Here is a 17,123-nt window from a genome sequence, read left to right on the forward strand (position 1 = left end):
GGGCCGGTCACCCCGCACGGGGTGACCGGCCCTCAGCCGTGTCCGTCCGAGGTCACCCGGCGGCCGGGACGCCCGCCTCGCCCATGGCGCCGATCCGCCCGAGCAGGTCGACGATCCGCGACTGCACGTCCGCGCTGGTCGAGCGCTCGGCGAGGAAGAGCACCGTCTCGCCGGTGCGCAGCCGGGGCAGTTCGCGCGGGTCGAGGTCCACCGAGGTGTAGACGACCAGCGGGGTGCGGTGCAGCCGGTCGTTGGCGCGCAGCCAGTCGAGCAGGCCGACCCGGCGGCGGCGGATCTGGAAGAGGTCCATCACCACCAGGTTCGGCTGCACGCTGCTGGCCCGGGAGACGGCGTCGTTCTCGTCCACCGCGTGCTCGACGTGCATACCGCGCCGTTCCAGGCTGCTGATCATGGCGGCGGCGATGTCCGGGTCGCCCTCGACCAGCAGGACGCGCGGGGCGTGGTGCTCGCCGTCGCGCGGGGCGAGCGCGCGCAGCAGCACGGCCGGGTCGGCGCCGTACGCGGCGTCCCGGGTGGCCTGGCCGAGGCCGGCGGTGACCAGCACCGGGACCCGGCTGTTGAGCGCGGCGGTGCGCAGCGACTGCAGCGCGGTCCGGGTGATCGGGCCGGTCAGCGGGTCGACGAAGAGCGCGGCGGGGAAGCCGGAGACCTGGGCGTCCACCTCTTCGCGGGAGCGGACGATCACCGGGCGGTAGCCGCGGTCCTGGAGGGCCTGCTTGGTGGCCGGGTCGGGCTCGGGCCAGACCAGCAGGCGGCGCGGGCCGCCGTCCCCGCCGGGGGCGGGCAGCGCGGGGTGCTCGGCGGGGTCGTCGTGGCCAGCGGCGGGCAGCTCGGCCATCGGCCGCGGCGCGGTCCGGGCCTCCGGTACGGCGGGCAGTTGCGGCGCACCGGCCGGCCGGGCCGGGGCGGGGGCCTCCGGGGCGAGGGCGGCCGGGCCGCCCGGTGCACCCGGAGCCTGGAGCGGACGCGGCGGCGCCAGCTCGGCGAGCCCGGTGCCGACGGGCTGCGGGCCGTCGGCCTGGCCGGCCGCGGCCGGACCGTCCGACCCGGGGGCGGGCAGCGCCGGCCGGGCGGGGGCCGGCGCGGTGGGGACGGCGTCGGAGGCGGAGGGCTCCTGGGCCTCGGCACCGGGGCCGGGCGGGACGGCCAGTCGGCGGCGGCGGCCGGTCGGTGGGGCGGCGGCCGGTTCGGGCAGCGCGGGTGCGGGCCCGGCCGGCAGCGCGTGCTCCAGGCCGGGGTAGACGGTGGCGGGGTCGGGGACGCCGGGGAGGGCGAACCCGCCTGAGGAGTCCTCGTTGGCCGGCAGCGCCCGGCGTCGCCGGGACGGCTTGGGGCCCTGCCCGCCGTCGGCCCGGCCGCTGTCCTGGCCGACCGGCGTGCCGTCGGCGGGGGTGCCGTCGGCCTGGATTCCCCGGGCGGGGGTGCCGCCGGTCGGCGTGCCGTCGGCGGGGGTGCCGGCGGCCGGGGTGCCGTCCACGGGAGTCCCGCCCGCCGGTGTGCCGGGGGCCTCGGCAGTGGGCGCGGGTGCGGGCCCGAGCGCGAGCGGGCCGCGCGGGCCGGCCGTGCCGGCCTGGGCGCGGTGGTCCTCCGGGCGGCCGTCGGCGCCGTCGAGACCGTCGACCGGCACGGCGTACGCGGTGCCGGACCGGCCGTCGTCCTTGCCCCACGGGTCGGTCGGCTGGGCGGTCGGGCCGCCGAGGCCCTGCCGCCCGTACGCGGGGTCGTTGCCGGTGCCGTGCCACTGCTCGGGGACGGCCCGCTCGACCCGCGCGGGGGCGTGCGGCCACTGGTCGGCGGCCCCGGCGGGAGCGTCAGCCGCCGGAGCGGGGGGCGCGGCGGGGGGAGCCGGCGGCGGTTCGACGGCCGGCCGGCCGCGGCGTCCGCGCCGCTCGGCGACCGGCTCCTCGGCGGGCTGCTCGTCCGCCCGCTGCTCCGTCACCGGCTTCGGGCTCTCACCGCCGGACGCCGCGTCGGTGTCGTCCTCGGGGTGGTGTGCGGTGGGCAGCTGCGGGATGCCCGGCAGGTCGGGCAGGACGGCGGAGTCGGTCTCCTTGGGACGGTCCGACCGCCCCTCGGCCCCCGCGCGCTCGGCGGCGGCCTTCGCCGCGACCGGGTCCAGCGGCAGCTCGACGACGTACGTGGTGCCGGCCTTGCCGGGCAGTTCGTGCGGCTGGAGCACGCCGCCGTGCCGCTCGACCACCGCGCGGGCGATCGGCAGGTGGACGGGGCTGCCACCCCGGCCGGGGCCGCGGATCTCCACCCGGGCGACGTCGCCGCGCTGGGCGGCGGCGAGCACCACCATCGGCGCGTCGCCGCCGGTGGGCGGCAGGGTCGCCCCGGCGGCGATGCCCGGACCGGGGGCGGCCAGACCGGGGGAGGGGAGGGCGGGCGGAGCGTCCAGCGAGAGCGCGACCCCGCTGACGTCGGCGACCAGGTGGGCCAGCGCCTGGGCGAGCCGCTGCTCGTCGGCGATCACCTCGACGGCGGCGGCGTGCACGGAGAACCGCACCCGGCCGGCGCCGACCAGCTCGCCCGCGTGCTCGACGGCCTGCCGGACCACCTTGTCCAGGGCGACCGGGACGCGCTCGGGGGCCTTCCGGCCGGCCTTGCCGTCCTCCTTGCCCTCGTCCCTGGCGTCGCCCGGCCCGGAGCCGGCCGAGGCCTCGCCCGCCTCGGAGCGCTGGTGGGCGAGCACGCCGTCGATCAGCTTGCCGAACCGGCGGCACTCGTCGGCCAGCCGGCGCAGCGTCCAGTTGGCCTCGGGCCAGAGCTGGCCGGCCGGGTCGGCGGCGAGTGCGTCGATCCGGCGATGCAGCGCCGTCAGCGCGCCGCCCAGCTCGCTCTCCAGGACGGCGGTGAGGTGCTCGTTGCGGGCGACGAGGGCCAGCTCGCGGCTGCGGTCGGTGAAGGTCATCACCGCGCCGACCAGCTGGTCGCCGTCCCGGACGGGGGCGGTGGTGAGGTCGACGGTGACCGGCCGGCCGTCCTTGCGCCAGAGCACGGTGCCGCGCACCCGGTGCTTGCGTCCGGAGGTGAGGGTGTCCAGCAGTGCGGACTCCTCCAGCGCCAGCGGGGTTCCGTCGGCCCGGGAGTGCTGGATCAGCGGGTGCAGCTCGCGACCGCCGAGCTCGCTCGCCCGGTACTCCAGGATGTGCGCGGCGGCCGGGTTGACCAGCACGCAGCGGCCTTCGAGGTCAACGCCGAGCACGCCCTCGGCGGCTGCGCGCAGGATCATCTCGGTCTGCTTGTGCTGGCGCCGCAGCTCCGCCTCGACGCCGAGCCGGCTGGAGAGGTCGCGGACCAGCAGCAGGAGCAGGTCGCTGCCGGAGGGCCGGGAACTCTCGCGGTACGGGTCGTAGGGGACGAGCGGCGAGAGCGCGTAGCCCCGGCCCTCGCCGGAGGCGCCGTCGTCGGCGAAGTCGTTGCCGGAGACCTCGACCGGGAAGGTCGTGCCGTCCGTGCGACGGGCGGTCATCCGCACCGGGCGGTCGAGGGCGTCGTCCTCGCGCGGGGTCGGCCGCATCGAGCCGGGGATCCGGCTCGGGTCGAACTCCGGCAAGAGGTCGAGGACGCCCATGCCGACCAGCGAGGTGCCGGGCGCCTGGAGCGCCTGGACGGCTGCGTTGTTGGCATCGACGACGGTGCCGTTGCTGTTCACCAGCAGCAACGCGTCGGGCAGGGCGTCGAGTATGGCGGCGAGGCGAGCAGCGCCTCGGATCGGCCTGCTGCTCACGTCGACAGGTCTCCTCGGCTCAGGGCAGCTCCTCCGGAGACGGCAGTATCTCATTCTTCTTTGCGACGGGGACGACCCGCCTAGTAACGTTGTCGGTGGTTGGTGCCGAGCCCCCGGGTTGTGGCATCATCACTGGCACACGGAGCGGGTCCGCCACGCGGGCGCGTTTCATGTGGGGAGGCTTCGCCTAGTCCGGTCTATGGCGCCGCACTGCTAATGCGGTTTGGGTCTTAAAGCCCATCGAGGGTTCAAATCCCTCAGCCTCCGCCAGCCGGGAGCCCCGTCGACGATCACGTCGGCGGGGCTTTTCGCATGTCCGGGCTCGATGCGCCGGGCAGCTCGCGGCAGGCGGCCGGAGGGGGCCGGTGAGGCCCCGGGACGGCGCCCTGGGGTGTCCGGATCAATCGATTTCGCCCCGCGTCGCAGGTCATGTAATGTTGTCCCCGCACCGCCCCGGTGGCACGTTCACCAGGGCGAGCGCTCATAGCTCAACGGATAGAGCACTTGACTACGGATCAAGAGGTTGCAGGTTCGAATCCTGCTGAGCGCACCAAACCCCGCAAGACCGGGTCCGCCCGGCACTTGCGCTCATAGCTCAACGGATAGAGCACTTGACTACGGATCAAGAGGTTGCAGGTTCGAATCCTGCTGAGCGCACCAGCGAGAAGCCCCCGGCCACCGGCCGGGGGCTTCTCCCGTTTCCGGCGCCGGCCGGGCTCACCCCAGCTCGGTGCGGTTGATCCAGGGCACGTCCCGCTGGTCCAGGAACCAGTCGGAGGAGGTCAGCGGCCGGGTCCGGTCGAAGGTCACCGGCACCGGGTCGTGCAGGACCCGGCCGGGGTCGGCGCCGAGGCCGGCCGGCAGCTCGGCGAGTGCCGGGGCGAGGTCCGGCGGACCGCTGAGGTGGACGTCCCAGCCGGACCAGTCGCCGTGCCGCAGCAGCACGGCGCGGACCATCCCGACCGCGTCGTCCCGCCGGTTCCCCGGCGCGGGGGCGGCGAGCAGCACCCGGAGCCGGTTGTTCCGGGCGAGCTGCCGCCCGGCGGCGGCCAGGTCGTACTGCTCGCCCTTCGAGCGGGCGGCGAGCTGTTCCAGCAGCGCCAGGGTCTGCCCCAGCCGGTGCCGCCGGCCGGGACGTCGGCGGCGGCCTCGGTCATCACCTGGGCGATCACCGTGAACGCCTCGGTCCACGCCTTCTCGGTCTCGGGCGTCCACGAGTGGCCGGAGAACGGTGACCGCCCCGTACCCGGCGTGCCGGGCGCCGAGGTCCCGCAGGATGCCGACCAGCGTGTCGGTGTCCTCCAGACGGGTGAGCAGCGCGCCGAGGGCGGCCCAGAGCCGGTCCTGCTGTTCGTCCAGGTGCTCGGCGAAGAGGCCGCGGACGTCGGGATTGTGCTCGAACAGATGCTGGTAGAAGTACCCGGCGACGGCGGGGCCATGGGGTTCGACGGCCGCGAAACCGCTCTTGACGAGAACGGGGTCAATAGTCACGGGTCCCGACTCTGCTGAGTGGTCCGGTAATTCGAGCAGAGCAGCCCGGTGGATAGTCAGGTGCCGGGCGGCGGCACCTGGTTGGAATCATCGGGATTCATCGGGATTCACCGGGATTCGCCTCGATGCGCCGCCTAACGGATGAAATACATCCCTTTCGGGTACATCCTGTCCTGCCGGTCGGATGACCGCCGATCGGGTGGCATTCGACCATGAGTGCAGGTGTCGCGGTATGACCGGCTCGGGATCGTGATTCCGTTTTGTCGGATCTTGTGCCCAGACTGCCGACCGATGATCACTGGCCCTCGGTCACTGGCCACCGGCCCCCCGGCAGCCGATACCGAAGGAGAGCCGGATGAGCCGACAGTTTCCTTACGACGCCGCCCTGTCCGCCCCGGCCCCGCACCGGCGTGACGCCCGGGCAGGAGGGGTGCGGCGGCTCCGGCTGGCGGCGGCCGGCGCTTCGGCGGCCCTGGCGGCCGGCCTGCTGATCGCCTGGAACCCGCCGCTCTCCTCGGCCCAGCAGTCCCCTGACACCTGGTCGGGAGATCACCGCGCGGTCCTGCCCTCCGGTCTCGTCGTCCAGCTCGACTTCTCCGCCGCACCCGGTTCGGCCGCCGCGGCCGAACCGGGTGAATTGGCCGACCGGGCCGGAGGAGGCCGGGCGGCCGCTCTCCATACGGACGGAGTTCGGCCCGGAGATCCCGCGCAGATCTTCAGGATCGCGAAGGACCGTCCGCCGACGGATGGTTCCTGGCACACGGTCGGAACACTTCAGCTCGGCTTTTCCCGGCCGGTCCGGAATCCCCGGCTGCATCTCAGCGGACTCGCCGGAACGGCGACCGGGGAGGGCGGTGCCACCAGCACCGCGACCCGGCTGACGCTCACCGGCGGCTCGCCGAGCGCCCCGACCCTGGTCAACCGCACCGACTGGCCCGGCTGGACGGTCGACGGCAACACACTCGCCCCTGCCGGTGCGGACGGCAGCGCCGACGCCGAGGCCGGGGCCGCCGCCGAGGGCAGCCTGGAGCTGGCCGGCACCTTCCGTACCGCCGTCTTCCGGGTCGAGCAGCGCTCCACCGCCCGGGCCGGCTCCACCACCGCACCGCAGCCGCTGGACCTGGCGTCCACCATCACCCTGGACGAGGGCGTCGGGACCGCCCCGCAGGTCTACGGCAACGCCTCCCACGTGCTCTCCGACCTCTTCCTCGGTGCGGACGCCACCGACGCGACCCGGCTCGCCCGGCGACCCGCCACCGTCGCGCGGGGGGCGGCCGACGAGCCGTCGGTCCAGCTCGACCACGGCGCCGCGCGGCGCAGCGTCTGGTCCGACCCGGTGCCGCCGAAGCTCCAGCCCGGGCGCGGCGAGTACCAGGGCGCCGACCCGGCCGTCAGCTATCCGGCGGAGGCGGCGATCGGCCGCTACTACCGGCTCACCGTCCCGGTCGCGGTGAGCGGCGCGCCCGCCACCCTGGCCGGCTGGGTCGACTTCGACCGCAACGGGCACTTCGACCCCGTCGAGCGGGTGCAGACCGAGATCCCGGCGGGCGCCGACAGCGCCACCCTGGAGTGGACCGTCCCCGCCGACGCCGCGTCCGGGGAGACCTGGGCCCGGCTGCGGATCGGCCGGGACGCGGCGCAGCTGGTGCCGGCCGGCGGTTTCGCCGACTCCGGGCAGGTCTCCGACCAGCGGATCCGGCTGACCGTCGGCGCGTCCCGGCCCGAGATCGCCACCCCGGTCGACGGCACAATCGTCTCCGACGCCCGCCCGCAGGTGCGGGGCGAGGGCGCGGTGGCCGGTGCGACGGTCGAGGTCCGGGACGGCGACGCGGTGGTCTGCAAGGCCCGGGTCGAAAGGGGCGGCGACTGGTCCTGCCGGCCGGGCGGCCCGGCCGGCGTGGGGGCGCACAGCCTCACCCCGGTCGAGACCACCAGCGGCGGGGTGGTGCTGCGCGGCGAACCGGTCCGGATCACCGTGAAGACCGCGCCGCCGGCCGTCCCCGTGCTCAGCCTCCCCGAGTACACCAACGACCCGGGCCTCCAGCTGACCGGTACCGGGGAGCCGGGCAGCACCGTCTCGGTCACGGACCAGCCGGCCGGGGCCCGCGGCGGCGCCACCGCCGAGCTGTGCAGCACGGCGGTGCGGCCGGACGGCGGCTGGTCCTGCCTGCCGGTCGAGAACCTGCCGGACGGGCGGCACCAGCTCATCCCGGATGCCGTCGACGCCGCCGGGAACCGGACGCCGGGGCGGCCGGTGCCGCTCATCGTGGACACCGCCCCGCCGGACCGGCCGGTGCTGACGACGCCCGCCGCCGGCGAGACCGTCCGGGCCGCCCGGCCGAAGCTCGCCGGGCGGGCGGAGCCGGGGGCCGGGGTGACCGTCACCGCCCGGTCGGGCGGCGCGGCCTCGGCCGAGCGGATCGTAGCCTGCGGGGTCACCGCCGCCGCGGACGGCAGCTGGAGCTGCACGGCCGGCCGGGACCTGGCGGACGGCGAGCAGTGGCTGGTCGTCACGGCGACCGACCGGGCGGGCAACGGGACGGCGGCCGACGCGGTCACGGTCCGGGTCGCGGCGGCCGGGGCTCCGGCGGCGTCGCCTGGGGCGGCTCCGGCTGTCCCGTCGCCGGTCGTTCCGTCGCCGTCCGCGTCCGCGTCCCCGAACCCGGCGACGGCGCCCTCGACGTCCTCGGTGCCCTCGGCGTCCGTGCCGACGGTGTCGCCCACGGTGCCGGTCCCGCCGACCCCGTCCGTCCCGGCCGCCCCGTCCGTCTCGGCTGTTCAGGCGGTCCCGTCCGTTCCCGGCCCCGAGGCCGCGCTGGAGCCCGTTCTTCCCGGCCTGCTGCCGATCGTCGTCCCGGCCGCCCCCGGCTCGGCCGCCGGTCCGCCGGCGCCCGCGGCCCCGGCCAACGCCTCGGTCGGCGCAAAGCCGAGCCGGAGCCAGAGCCCGAGCCCGACCGCCACTTCGTTCCCGTCCCCGTCCGCCCCGGCGGTGTCCCCGAGGTCCCTGGCCTCGCCCTCCCCGTCCGCCACCGTGGCCGCCGCCCCGGCGGTCGCGCCCTGGACGGCGGAGGCCGTGTCCCCCGGACAGGTGTCCGCCGAGACCTCCCGGGCACCGGCCGCGCCACCGGACCAGCAGCCCGTCGGGGCCGCGGCGGAGGCGTCGCAGGCGGCGTCCGACCGGCCGCGGTCGGACGGCTGGCGCGGCGGCCTCGCCGGTGTCCTGCTGCTGCTCACCGGGGTGGGGCTGATCACCCGTCGGGTCTTCGCCCGCGGCCCCGGCGCATGGCGGCGCTGAACCACCCCGACCATCCGCTCATGTGCCTGCGCGTCAGGTCTGCTTCGGATGATTCGTCAGGAAATGTCGACACGTACTATCGCAAATGTCGCATTTGATGATGTATGAACTTAGCCTGGCTCTGGCACTGCCCGTCAGATCCGGGCCGCCCGTTGCGCGACACACTGAACCCGAGGATCCGTGCATGGACGTCACCCGCGACTCTTCGCAGCGACCCGACAACCCGCCCAAGGCGCTGCCCCCGGCCGTGCCGGAACGTTTCGCCTCCGGCTCCAGCCCGCTGGCCAGGCGGGCGGCCACCAGGACGCCGGTGACCCCGGCGACCGCGGCGCCCAAGACCGCCAAGCCGGTCGGAGGCGGCCCGGCCACCATGCCGCTGGCGGTTGTCCCCGGCCCGGCGGTCACGCCCGTCGACCTGCGGGACCCGCTGGAAACGGCGGGCCCGGAGACCGTGGAGGTCCCGGAGGCCACCCCGGCCGGCGCGGTCGTCGCGACCACCTCCCGCCGACCCCCGCGTGCCGATCAGGCGCTGCGCGAGCACGGCGCCACCGCACTGCCCGGCTGGATCGCCCTGCTGGCGGTGCTGGTCGGCCTGGCGGCCGTCCTGCTCGTCCTGCTGCACGACGGCGTCGTCCCGTACTGGGACGCGCTGCCCGACCTGCGCGGCACCGCCGCCCGGGCGGGCGGCCGGGCCGACGTCGACGCCCGGTTGGTCACCGCCGTCACCGCAGCCGGCCTGCTGATCGTCTTCTCGCTGGCCGGGCTGCTGGCCAACGCGGGCGGCGAGACCCGGGTGCTCAGCCGCTGGGGCAGCTACCGCGGCACCGTCCGGCGGACCGGTCTGCTCTGGGTCAACCCGCTGCTGCGCCGCCGCCGGGTGGACGTCCGGCTGCGGCACTGGCGCAGCGAGCCGGTCAAGGTGGTCGACCGGACGGGCACGCCGATCGTCGTCCGGCTGCTGATCGTCTGGCGGGTCAAGGACACCGCCCGGGCGCTGCTGGCGATCGCGGACCACGAGGCCTACCTGCGCGAGCAGGTGCAGGCCGTGCTGACCCGCACCGCGTCCGCCCTGCCGTGCGACAGCAACGCGGCGCCCGGTCCGGCGCTGCGCGACGGCCAGTGGTTCGCCGACGAGCTGACCCGGGCGCTGGCCGCCGAGGTCGCCCCGGCGGGCCTGGAGGTGTACTCGGTGCAGCCGCTGGCGCTGGACTACGCGCCCGAGGTCGCCGAGTCGATGCGCCGCCGCCGGCTGGCCGATCTGGACGCGGGCCTGCGCACGGTGCTGGTGGACGACGCGGTGGAGGCGGCGGCGCTCGCCGTCCGCCGGCTGGAGCGCGCCACCGCGCACGAACTGGACGAGGCCGCCCGCAGCGCCCTGATGGAGCAGCTGCTGGTCGCCTTCGTCGCCCCGGCCGGAGTGGCCGCCTCGGTACCGCCCCCGGCCGCCCGGGCCGGGCGGAAGGAAGGACGACCGGCATGAAGACAGCCACCGGCTCGGAAGCCGACTTCGGGACCGACCTTGACGCGGAGCTCGCGGGATTCGATGCGGAGTTCGCGGGCTTCGACGCCGACGCCGCGCTGATCGGCTTCGAGGAGAGCCTCGGCAGCATCCCCGCGGTCACGGGGTGCGCCTGCCCAGCCTGCGCGGCCCGGCCGCGCACCGCGCGCCCCTCCGCGGCGTCCGGTGGCGGACGAATACACCGCGCCGCGCGAAATACCTGCCTGGCCACCACCGTGCTGGCCGGTGCCGGTGTGGTCGGCCTGACGGCCGGAGCCGGGTCCGCGCACGCCGCGGCCGGCAAGCAGGGCTGGGACGGGTCGAAGTACTGGTTCAAGAACAGCGGCGGCGAGTGGCGGTACACCAGCCACTACGACATCTACCTGAGCCGCACCGGCCAGTCCGGCGATGGCGCCTCGCCCGCCGAGCCGGCCCCGGCCCCGGAGACCACGCCGCCCTCCGACAGTGTCGAGGCGGCGGTCGACTACGCACTCGCCCAGCTCGGCAAGCCGTACGTCTGGGGCGGCAACGGCCCGTCCGGCTACGACTGCTCGGGGCTGGTCCAGCAGGCGTACCTGCGCAGCGGGATCAGCCTGCCGCGGGTGGCCGACGACCAGTACGCGGCCACCACCCCGATCGGCGTGGGGCAGCTGCGCCGCGGTGACCTGCTGTTCTGGTCGGACACCGGCCGCGCCTCCGGCATCCACCACGTGGGGATCTACCTGGGCGGCGGCAAGTTCGTCGAGGCGCCCCGGCCGGGCAAAACGGTCCGGGTCTCGACCGTCAGCAGCGGCTTCTACCCGACCCACTTCGGCCGCCCGTAGCAGCCGGCCCCGAGCTGTCAACGGCGCGGGCGTTGCGCCACTCGATGCCGCGATGCAGGAGTATCTGGACCACTACGAGGCCACGTCGCCCAATGGAGCTTGACTCCAAAGCGCCACGCGGGCGGCTGACGCGAAACTGAACTGGTCTCCGGCATGGTCGGCAGCGGGGCCAGGCACGTCAGTTCAGCAGTCGGATGGTCGGCGCCTCGATGCTGCTGGCGAGCAGTTGGCCGCAGGACTCACATCGGATGTCCACCGGCCTGACCATGTTGCTCTGAATCGTTGCTTCCCCGGATACCTGGTTCTCCGGGCAGTGATGCCCGAGGTGAAGTCGCACCCACGGCGACGCAGTGAGCGCCGAGGCCGCTCGGTCGCGCTTCTCGTCCTGGAACGGGGCCCACCAGAAGTCCACTACCGCTCGGAGGGTCAGCCGCTCGCGCTCCTCCGTGCGGTCGAACGCGGCGATCCTCGCGGCGGTGAAGTGCTCACCACGGACCCGATCGCCCGAGCAGACGGCACGCTCGGCCCCGAGCTCTATGTAGGTCGTCCGACCGGTCCGCTCGCAGATGAAGCAGTCCAGATTCATGCCGATCCTGCTCCGCCAGTGCAGGTTGTGAAAACCAGGGGCGCGGAACTGGCCGGTCAGTACTGTGGTGATCTCGACGCTTCGCATCATCGCGCGATCATCCCACCTGCCCACAGGCGAGTGACAGGATTCCCAAGGTGATCCATGACGGGTGGAGCTGAGCCGGTCACGTCATCGTGACGAGTCGAGGGGGACGAGAACATGAAAAGCCTCGTGGAAATGAGCGAGCGCGAGTACTTCGCCAACGTTGCCAAGCGACCGGGCATGTTCATCGGGCGCTCGTCGTTCGATGGCCTGACCGCGTACTTGGAAGGCTATGACCAGCACGCGAGGCGCCACGGAGGCCCTGGACTGGACGGCTGGCGGGACTGGCTCGTCGCCCGCCGAGGCCGCGACTGCAACCACGCATGGCCCGGCCAGGTCCGGCATATCGCGATGCCCGAGGGCTGGGACAGCTGGGAACTGTCTCCCGAGGCCGAAGAACGCGTCATCAAGGTTCTCTTCGAGCTACTCGACGAGTTCCTGACCGAGCGCGATCCGGCCATCGGCGTGAGGAATCCGACAGAACGATGACACACGGACCACGACAAGTCAGTGAGACACCGCCTCGAAGCCGCAGCTCGCAGGTCGCCAGCCACGACAGGAAGATCCGGAACCTACACCGCGGTGGGAACAGCGGTGGGAACAGCGGCCCCCGACGGAATCGGATCCGTCGGGGGCCGTTGCCGTGGTTCGGCGGCTGCCGGTCGGGCCGGGCTCAGGCGGAGGCGGTGTTCAGCAGGGTCAGCTGCTCCGGGGTGAGCCGCAGGGAGGCGGCGGCCAGCAGCGGGGGGAGCTGCTCGACCGTGCGGGCACTGGCGATCGGGGCGGCGACCGTCGGGCGGGTGTTGAGCCAGGCCAGGGCGACGGTGGCGAGCTCGGCGCCGTGCTCGGCGGCGACGCTGTCCAGCGCCGCCAGGACCTTGGGGCCGCGCGGGTCGGCCAGGTAGCGGGAGGCGCCCTCGGACCGGGCGCTCGCGACCTCGCCGCCGCCGGGGCGGTACTTGCCGGTGAGGAACCCGGAGGCGAGCGCGTAGTAGGGGACGGTGGCGAGGCCGTGGTCGGCGACCACGTCGGCCAGCGGGCCCTCGAACGTGGCGCGGGAGACCAGGTTGTAGTGCGGCTGGACGGCGACGTACTTGGCCAGGCCCTCCCGCTCGGCGAAGGCCAGTGCCTCCGCGAGCCGCTCGGCGCCGATGTTGGAGGCGGCGATCTCGCGGACCTTGCCCTCCTTCACCAGCTCGGTCAGCGCGGTGACGAACTCCTCGACCGGGGTGTCGTCGTCCTGGTGGGTGTAGTAGAGGTCGATGCGGTCGGTGCCCAGGCGGCGCAGCGAGCCCTCGACCGAGGACTTGATGGTGGCCGCGCCGAGGCCGCGGGCCTCGGGGTGGAGGCCGACCTTGGTGGCGATCACCAGGTCGTCGCGGTTGCCCCGGCTGCGGATCCAGTTGCCGATGATGGTCTCGGACTCGCCGCCGGTGTTGCCGGGCACCCAGGAGGAGTAGGTGTCGGCGGTGTCGACGAAGTTGCCGCCGGCGGCCGCGTAGGCGTCGAGGACGGCGAAGGACTGCTGCTCGTCGGCCGTCCACCCGAAGACGTTGCCGCCGAGGGAGAGCGGGTGCACGGCGAGGTCGGAGGTGCCCAGCCGGACCCGGCCGGGGGCGTCACTGCGGTTTCCGGTCATGCCCGGGGTCAACCGGATCGGGCGGGCGGGCATTCCATGATCCGGACGGACTTCACACGCCTGTCGCACCTGTGTCGCACTGGTGGGGGGAACGGACCGGAGGAGGGTCCGGGGTGTCGGCGGGGTCCGTGGATTCGTTAGAGTCCGTGCCATGGCTGACAACGACTACGACCCCGCCGGCAGCACCCAGATGTTCCGGGCGTTCGTCGACGAGAGCCCGGCACCGCAGGCACCGGGCTCCGTCTCCACCTACGGCAGCAGTGGCGGCAGCAGCCGGACCGGCATGATCGCGGTGATCGCCGTCGTCGCGCTGGCCGTTCTGGGTGCCGTCATCTGGCTGGCGGTCAAGTAACCCTCTCGACGGAGTGCCTGGCGGACTGCCCGCTCTGCTGGTTCAGCAGGGCTTCCGCCAGGCGTCCAGTTCGAGCTTCTTCTGCATCGAGCTGAAGCCGAGGGTTTTGGTCCGCTCGCAGAACTTCTCCGTGCCGAGCTTGTACTCGACATGGAAGACCGCCTTGCCCGCCTGGACGAACGGCGAGAGCCGGGCGCACTCGTCGAACTGGGCGCACTCCTCGTTCACGGCGAAGTCGAAGTCGGGCAGCAGGGCGGGGATCTGCTCCAGGTCGTTCTTCAGGCCGATCGCCATGCCGCGCTCGTGCGCGAGCCCGGCCAGCATGCGGTTGTACCTGAGCTGGTCGTCGGCGGTGAGCGGGAAGCCGCTGTTCTGGTTGTAGGCCTCGATGGTGTCCGGCTCGACCGCGTCGAAGCCCTTGGTCCGGCACATGTCGAAGCGGGCCGCCATCAGCGGCTTCAGCTGGTCGAGCTTGCGGATGTCGAACCACTTCTCGCCCTTCCAGCCGTTGCTGTCGCCCTGGAGGGCCTTGGCGAAGGCCTTGGAGTCGGGGCGGAAGTCCTCCCAGGAGCCGGCGTTGATGTAGCAGATCACCTTGCGGCCCTTGGCGTGCAGGGCGGCGACGGTCGCGGCGTCGGTCTCGAAGCCGTCGATGTCGTAGACCGGGACGTCCACCGACTGGTCGACGCCGCCGCCGAGTTGCCACTGCCAGGCGAGGCCGGGGGTGGGCTGCCACCGGGTGCCGGCGGGCTGCGTCGGCGTACCGGGCGCGGACGGCGTACCGGGGGTACCGGGGGTACCGGGGGTGCCGGGCGTGCTTGGCGTGGTCCCGGGGGTGGTCGTCCCGGGTGCGGACGGGGTGCCCGGGACGGGGGCGGCGGTGGCCGCGGGCGGCTGGGCGCCGGTGGCGTCGGCCGAGGGGTCGTCCTCGTCCTCCGAACCCGAGCTGCTGCACGAGGTGGCCAGCAGGGCGGTGGTCAGGGCGAGGGCGGCCAGCAGGGGCCGGGTGCGGCGGGTCACGGTAGTCGAACTCCGGGTCGGGTCAGGTCGGCTCGGCGACGGTGCGTGCGGCGGTGGTGGTGCGTGGGGCGACGGTAAGGGGAGCGGGCGGTCGCCGGACGGCCGGACGGTCAGACGGCCAGGCCGTGCGGCAGGGTGCTCCAGGGGTTCTCCCCGGCACCCGGCACGGCGCAGCCGACACCGGCCCGCCGGGCGGCGATCAGGGCGACGGCGTCCCGGGCCTGGTCGGCGGGCACGTCGTACACGAGGTGGCAGAACCGGGCGGCGGCGTGGCGCCCGGTCCAGACCGGCAGGGTCATCTCCCGGTACGCCGTCCAGTCGCCCTCGAAGGTGACCAGCAGGTCGGCGAGGCCGACCTCGGCGTAGCCGGGGTCGGGGTGGTCGCCGTGGCCGAACACCACGGTGGCGCAGCCGGCGGCGCGGGCCGCGGTGGCGAGGCGCCGGTAGTGGGCCAGCGCGCCCGGGTGGGTGGCGACCTGGTCGAGGTAGACACCGGTGATGCCGTGGCGCTGGCGGTAGGTCAGGATGTCGTTCACCACGGCGGCGTGCGGCCGGCGTCCGTAGTCGGTGTCGGCGTAGCCGAGCAGGGGGAGGCCGGCCTTGCGCAGCTCGTCGGCGGCCTCGGCGAAGACGTTGTCGGGGGTGTCACCGGGGCCGTCGGCGAGGTTGAGCACGACGGCGGCGATCCGGTCGGGGTCGGCGGCGGCGACCGCCTGCCAGGCCGCCGGGTCCACCGCGGGGTGGACGTACAGCGGCACCAGCAGGCGGCCGTCGGGCAGGCTCGCGCCGGTCATGCGGTGACCAGCGGTTCGGTGCTGAGCCAGAGGTCGCGCAGGGTGTCGGCGAGGCCGGTCTCCGGGTGCCAGCCGAGCTCCCGGGCGGCGGCCGAGACGTCGGCCTGCTGCCAGGAGACGGCGGCCGAGCGCTCGGAGCCGGCGCCGCTCTCGTCGATCCGGCCGGTGAAGCCGGCCGCCGCGACCAGGCCGTCGGCGATTGCCCGGACCGGCTGGGCCCGGCCGGAGGCCAGGTTGAGCACCCGCGGCAGCGGGCGCTCGGCGGTGACGGCCAGGCCGACGGCGCGGGCGACGTCCCGGGCGTCGACGAAGTCGCGGTGGGCCGAGAGGTCCCCGACCTTCACGACGCCGTCGGCACCCTCGGGCGCGGCCCGGCGCAGCTCGGCGGCGAGCCGGCCGGGCAGCGAGCCGGCCGGGGCGCCCGGGCCGACCGGGTTGAACACCCGCAGCACCACGGCGTCCAGCGGCGAGCCGGCCACCGCGAGGGAGCCGGCCAGCTTGGTGGCGCCGTAGACGCCGACCGGGCGGGCGTCGGCGTCCTCGGCGAGCGAGCTGCCGGGGGCGCAGACGCCGTACTCGCCGGCCGAGCCGACGTGCACCAGCCGTGCCTTCGGGGCGCCCTGGTGGAGCGCCTCGCAGAGCACGGCCGGGCCGCGGGCGTTGACCTCGGCGAGCGTGACCGCGCTGCCGGCCACCGCGCCGGCGAAGTTGACCACGGCGTCGGGGGCGAGCGCGGCCAGTTCCTCGCCGAGCGGGCCGGCCTGGGCGGTGGCCAGGTCGAGACGCAGGTCGTGGTCGGGCCGGCGTCCGGCGGTCAGCACCGTGGCGCCGGGCACCGACCGCAGGACGGTGGCGGCGTGGCGGCCGAGGAAGCCGTCCGCGCCGAGCAGCAGGATTCTCACGCGGCCCGTCCGTCGTTCTCGGGGCCGGTGGCGGCCACGGCGGGCCGGTCGGCGTCGTCCGGTGCGGTGCGGGCGGCCGGGACGGGCAGCTCCGGCCCGCCGGGGACGGCGTACAGGCCCTCGGGCTCGCCCGGCATCAGCTGCGAGCGAATGAGTGCGAACTCGGCGTTGGCCCGGTCGTAGTCGTCCGGGCGGCCGATGTCCAGCCAGTAGCCGCCGAACTCGTAGGCGGACGGCGGGGTCTGGGCGGCCAGCAGGTCCAGCACCAGCTCGTCGAAGCCGAGCGGCAGGCCGGGGGTGTACTTGGCGAGTGCCGAGCGGGAGACGCCGTAGACGCCCATCGAGACCCGGTAGTCGATGCTCGGCTTCTCCTGGAAGCCGGTGACGGAGCCGGACTCGGTGGTCAGCACGCCGAAGTCGATCTTCACCTGGCGGGCGTAGGTGGCGATGGTGAGCGGCGCCCCGGAGGCCTCGTGGTGCTTGAGCACCCCGGCGAAGTCCAGGTCGGTGAGGATGTCGCCGTTCATCACCAGGAAGTGCTCGGGCAGCCGGTCCTGCATGGTGAGCAGGGGGCCCATGGTGCCGAGCGGGCTGTCCTCGACGGCGTAGCCGACCCGCAGGCCCCACTGGGAGCCGTTGCCGACGTAGGCGCGGATGATGTGGCCGAGGTGGCCGATGGCCAGGGTGACGGTCTTGAAGCCCGCGGCGGCGAGCTGGCGCATCACGATCTCGAGGATCGCGTGCTGGTCGCCGATCGGGACGAGCGGCTTGGGGAGCGCGGTGGTGTAGGGACGGAGGCGAACGCCCTTACCGCCGGCCAGGATCACTGCATGCATGGTGTTTCCCCCACGGAAATAGTGCGACAGGAGCCTTTGAGCCAGGAC

The 17,123-nt window shown here is 74.6% G+C and carries 12 protein-coding genes, 3 tRNA genes and 1 pseudogene; 8 read left to right on the top strand and 8 right to left on the bottom strand.

The features are described 5' to 3' along the window. Positions 1-52: 52 nt before the first annotated feature. The gene (locus OG286_RS21085) at positions 53-3,754 is read right to left on the bottom strand and encodes a PAS domain-containing protein (RefSeq protein WP_405365669.1); all 3,702 of its coding nucleotides are present in this window, start codon (positions 3,752-3,754) and stop codon (positions 53-55) included. Positions 3,755-3,930: 176 nt separating this feature from the next. On the opposite strand from OG286_RS21085, the gene OG286_RS21090 reads away from it, so the two are divergent. The 3 genes from OG286_RS21090 (at position 3,931) to OG286_RS21100 (ending at position 4,414) form a co-directional block, all read left to right on the top strand. After that, a tRNA-Ser gene (locus OG286_RS21090) sits at positions 3,931-4,024 on the top strand. 207 nt (positions 4,025-4,231) lie between these two features. Then, positions 4,232-4,307: transfer RNA gene (locus OG286_RS21095), tRNA-Arg, on the top strand. A gap of 31 nt (positions 4,308-4,338) precedes the next feature. Continuing rightward, positions 4,339-4,414 (top strand) — tRNA-Arg (locus OG286_RS21100). 57 nt (positions 4,415-4,471) lie between these two features. On the opposite strand, the gene OG286_RS21105 is transcribed toward OG286_RS21100, so the two are convergent. Continuing rightward, positions 4,472-5,245, bottom strand: a complete 774-nt coding sequence (locus tag OG286_RS21105) for a hypothetical protein (protein WP_396324091.1) — start codon at positions 5,243-5,245, stop codon at positions 4,472-4,474. Positions 5,246-5,600: 355 nt separating this feature from the next. Here OG286_RS21105 and OG286_RS21110 point away from each other — a divergent pair, with 355 nt between their 5' ends. From OG286_RS21110 to OG286_RS21120, 3 genes are all read left to right on the top strand, one after another. Further along, a complete protein-coding gene (locus tag OG286_RS21110; protein ID WP_405365670.1) occupies positions 5,601-8,540 on the top strand; it encodes an Ig-like domain-containing protein in 2,940 nt (979 codons plus the stop codon). Positions 8,541-8,724: 184 nt separating this feature from the next. After that, positions 8,725-10,020 carry an SPFH domain-containing protein gene (locus OG286_RS21115; RefSeq protein ID WP_405360461.1) on the top strand — a complete coding sequence of 432 codons (1,296 nt, stop codon included), beginning with the start codon at positions 8,725-8,727 and terminating at the stop codon, positions 10,018-10,020. Continuing rightward, a complete protein-coding gene (locus tag OG286_RS21120) occupies positions 10,017-10,862 on the top strand; it encodes a C40 family peptidase (protein WP_405360459.1) in 846 nt (281 codons plus the stop codon). Before OG286_RS21115 ends, OG286_RS21120 begins: the two co-directional genes overlap by 4 nt. A gap of 178 nt (positions 10,863-11,040) precedes the next feature. Here OG286_RS21120 and OG286_RS21125 read toward each other — a convergent pair whose 3' ends face one another. Further along, positions 11,041-11,538 (bottom strand): hypothetical protein, encoded by a 498-nt coding sequence (locus OG286_RS21125; protein WP_405365671.1) that lies wholly within the window; start codon positions 11,536-11,538, stop codon positions 11,041-11,043. A gap of 129 nt (positions 11,539-11,667) precedes the next feature. On the opposite strand from OG286_RS21125, the gene OG286_RS21130 reads away from it, so the two are divergent. Beyond that, the gene (locus tag OG286_RS21130) at positions 11,668-12,021 is read left to right on the top strand and encodes a hypothetical protein (protein WP_396324086.1); all 354 of its coding nucleotides are present in this window, start codon (positions 11,668-11,670) and stop codon (positions 12,019-12,021) included. Positions 12,022-12,205: 184 nt separating this feature from the next. On the opposite strand, the gene OG286_RS21135 is transcribed toward OG286_RS21130, so the two are convergent. Next, the gene (locus OG286_RS21135; protein WP_396324085.1) at positions 12,206-13,171 is read right to left on the bottom strand and encodes an aldo/keto reductase; all 966 of its coding nucleotides are present in this window, start codon (positions 13,169-13,171) and stop codon (positions 12,206-12,208) included. Positions 13,172-13,322: 151 nt separating this feature from the next. On the opposite strand from OG286_RS21135, the gene OG286_RS21140 reads away from it, so the two are divergent. After that, a complete protein-coding gene (locus OG286_RS21140; RefSeq protein ID WP_396324084.1) occupies positions 13,323-13,523 on the top strand; it encodes a hypothetical protein in 201 nt (66 codons plus the stop codon). A 42-nt stretch (positions 13,524-13,565) separates the two neighbouring features. Here OG286_RS21140 and OG286_RS21145 read toward each other — a convergent pair whose 3' ends face one another. The 4 genes and pseudogenes from OG286_RS21145 to OG286_RS21160 form a co-directional block, all read right to left on the bottom strand. Continuing rightward, positions 13,566-14,543, bottom strand: coding sequence for an endo alpha-1,4 polygalactosaminidase (locus tag OG286_RS21145; RefSeq protein ID WP_405360456.1), 978 nt, complete (start codon positions 14,541-14,543; stop codon positions 13,566-13,568). 110 nt (positions 14,544-14,653) lie between these two features. Beyond that, complete coding sequence (locus OG286_RS21150) at positions 14,654-15,337, bottom strand: spherulation-specific family 4 protein (RefSeq protein ID WP_396324082.1); 684 nt, start codon at positions 15,335-15,337, stop codon at positions 14,654-14,656. Further along, positions 15,334-16,239 (bottom strand): NAD-dependent epimerase/dehydratase family protein, encoded by a 906-nt coding sequence (locus tag OG286_RS21155; protein ID WP_396324081.1) that lies wholly within the window; start codon positions 16,237-16,239, stop codon positions 15,334-15,336. Before OG286_RS21155 ends, OG286_RS21150 begins: the two co-directional genes overlap by 4 nt. A gap of 128 nt (positions 16,240-16,367) precedes the next feature. Continuing rightward, a pseudogene (locus tag OG286_RS21160) lies at positions 16,368-17,075 on the bottom strand (NDP-sugar synthase); the annotation flags it as partial. Positions 17,076-17,123 lie beyond the last annotated feature (48 nt).

This window comes from Kitasatospora sp. NBC_00039 (genome assembly GCF_045160625.1).
Classification (GTDB): Bacteria; Actinomycetota; Actinomycetes; order Streptomycetales; family Streptomycetaceae; genus Kitasatospora.

What these genes read in the sequence shown, in the direction of transcription:
- OG286_RS21130 (WP_396324086.1), top strand. Translation starts at nt 11,668, where the DNA reads ATGAGCGAGCGCGAGTACTTCGCCAACGTTGCCAAGCGACCGGGCATG.
- OG286_RS21110 (WP_405365670.1), top strand. Translation starts at nt 5,601, where the DNA reads ATGAGCCGACAGTTTCCTTACGACGCCGCCCTGTCCGCCCCGGCCCCG.
- OG286_RS21135 (WP_396324085.1), bottom strand. Translation starts at nt 13,171, where the DNA reads ATGACCGGAAACCGCAGTGACGCCCCCGGCCGGGTCCGGCTGGGCACC.
- OG286_RS21150 (WP_396324082.1), bottom strand. Translation starts at nt 15,337, where the DNA reads ATGACCGGCGCGAGCCTGCCCGACGGCCGCCTGCTGGTGCCGCTGTAC.
- OG286_RS21140 (WP_396324084.1), top strand. Translation starts at nt 13,323, where the DNA reads ATGGCTGACAACGACTACGACCCCGCCGGCAGCACCCAGATGTTCCGG.
- OG286_RS21120 (WP_405360459.1), top strand. Translation starts at nt 10,017, where the DNA reads ATGAAGACAGCCACCGGCTCGGAAGCCGACTTCGGGACCGACCTTGAC.
- OG286_RS21125 (WP_405365671.1), bottom strand. Translation starts at nt 11,538, where the DNA reads ATGATGCGAAGCGTCGAGATCACCACAGTACTGACCGGCCAGTTCCGC.
- OG286_RS21115 (WP_405360461.1), top strand. Translation starts at nt 8,725, where the DNA reads ATGGACGTCACCCGCGACTCTTCGCAGCGACCCGACAACCCGCCCAAG.